This is a genomic window from Dyadobacter jejuensis (assembly GCF_003149085.1).
Lineage (GTDB): Bacteria > Bacteroidota > Bacteroidia > Cytophagales > Spirosomataceae > Dyadobacter > Dyadobacter jejuensis.
In genome coordinates this window covers 1-1,832 of the sequence record NZ_QGDT01000053.1, presented here as the reverse complement: position 1 = coordinate 1,832, position 1,832 = coordinate 1, and the positions used below count along the sequence as shown (strand labels likewise).

Genomic DNA, 1,832 nt, shown 5'->3' with positions numbered 1-1,832 from the left:
GCTGCTTCCGTAACGGAGGCCAATATCATTGGGGAGTTAAAGAAAATTGTTGCGCTGATCATTGGCAATGAGGATCTGATTGAGTACAAAGATGAGACTGCCTCTCTGTTCATTCCTCCTACCTGGTATGTGTGGATCATCAACGCCCTGGACGCTGCCCTTTCCAATGGTAGCCAGGTCGTTACCAAGAAAGGTGATAAGCTGTTCTTTAACGCCCTTCCCAATACGGAGATCAAGCCCCGTACCTGGATGATTGGTGTAGACAATATGCTTTGGACAGTTGAAGGCAACCTGTTTTACCTTCACCAAGATGTGGATACCGATGTGCCCCGCATCAAGTTCCAGGAGGCAGACCGTGACTTGAAAATCCTAATGGACTTCGAAGTCAATGTAGAGTACGCCGACGGTAGGCTCATCGTGCTTTACAAGTAAAAACATTCACTGAAGGGGGAAACCCCTTTGGTTTTTTTTCATTTTTAACTTTTAATAAAATGGCATCAAAATTCTCAAGCCTACAGCGCCAGGCCCGTGGTAAAATAAATCTGGGTGGAATGGCGCGTATGGTATTACTCGCAGAAAGCGATTTTACAGCAGGCTGGCCAATTGACGCAGATATTGTTGATGGTGAGTGTACCGAAGCTCCTCGACTTGCCGAAGGAGTAATAGCTGCAGAACTAACATTTGACAACCATTCTGGTCGGGCTAAATCCACAAAAAAAGGTGCAATCGGCTATCAGAATGTTGAACATGAGGTCGATTGTAAGTTTGCTGGGTGCAGTAAGGAGCAGTTGGCTGCGGTACTCAAATTCCTTAACGAGGGAGGAGTAATCATTGCATTCTATAAAGACGGGACACGCCGGGTTTACGGCGCAAGCTGGAATCCCCTGGTGATAGAGGATAGTGACGATTCTGGAGCCAAAGCGGACGATCCGAAATCTATCACCTTTAAAGGCAAGGCGGACGGATTTGGATGGCATGCTCCCTTCTTGGCCGAAAGTGTTACTCTGGCAACGGATACCGCTGCAGTGAAACCTATGCCTTTTGCAATTGCCCCTTAAATTTTTCTCATTCCCCTTCACCTAGTGAAGGGGCCTTATGCTTTAACCATGGCAAAAAAAGAAAGGATATGGCGCGTTATTCCCATGTATGTGGGTAAGGTGACTATTGAATCACAAAAAAAGCAGGTGGTACTAACCAATGAACTAAGTCAGGAGCAGCTCCTGGAACTTACAAAAGATCCTATTGCCCTGGGCTTCTTGGAACAAACCACCCTAACCGAACCAAAGAATGGCGAAGAAAACCAATAAGGCCGAGCAGCTGCAGCTGGCCATCATTAAAACGCTAAAGGCTGGCTATAACGAGCTAAACTTATCGGGCACTCTCCCCGATATTCAGGCGGAGAGCGAGCTTGTACCCATTGCAGGCCACATTATAGTCGGACTACAACGATTGATGGCTGAGCAGGCCGAAAACGATCAATATGAAGGCATGAGCTATGAGGAGATTGTGGCCCAGAAAAAGCAGATCCACGAAAACAACTTAAAGGCACTTCAAGAAAAGGCTCAAGCAGATTTGAAAAAGCTAAAGGCTGCAAAGGAAAGCCGGGTCCAGGAAGAGCCAGAGGATGAACATCTGGAAGGTGACCTGGATCCTTCTGATGAACCAGACCCTGGAATCGATCCGGATTCCGAGCATGGTGGCGAACCAGAGCAAGATGGAGAACCAGATCCAGGGCCAGCTACAGAGTCGTAGTTTATAATGAATTGATAATAAAAGTGCTGTCATTCCTTGGCAGCACTTTTTTTGCTTTAAAGATTATTGTCCCTTGAAAG

Annotated in this window: 3 protein-coding genes and 1 pseudogene; all 4 read left to right on the top strand. The window is 46.7% G+C overall.

Annotated elements, in window-relative coordinates; genetic code table 11:
• Positions 1 to 432, top strand: a pseudogene (locus CLV98_RS23575) (hypothetical protein); the annotation flags it as partial.
• 59 nt (positions 433 to 491) lie between these two features.
• A complete protein-coding gene (locus CLV98_RS23165) occupies positions 492 to 1,058 on the top strand; it encodes a hypothetical protein (RefSeq protein ID WP_109678508.1) in 567 nt (188 codons plus the stop codon).
• 48 nt (positions 1,059 to 1,106) lie between these two features.
• A complete protein-coding gene (locus tag CLV98_RS23160) occupies positions 1,107 to 1,307 on the top strand; it encodes a hypothetical protein (protein WP_109678506.1) in 201 nt (66 codons plus the stop codon).
• Positions 1,288 to 1,752, top strand: a complete 465-nt coding sequence (locus tag CLV98_RS23155) for a hypothetical protein (protein ID WP_109678504.1) — start codon at positions 1,288 to 1,290, stop codon at positions 1,750 to 1,752. The genes CLV98_RS23160 and CLV98_RS23155 overlap by 20 nt, the downstream gene beginning before the upstream one ends.
• Positions 1,753 to 1,832: the final 80 nt, after the last annotated feature.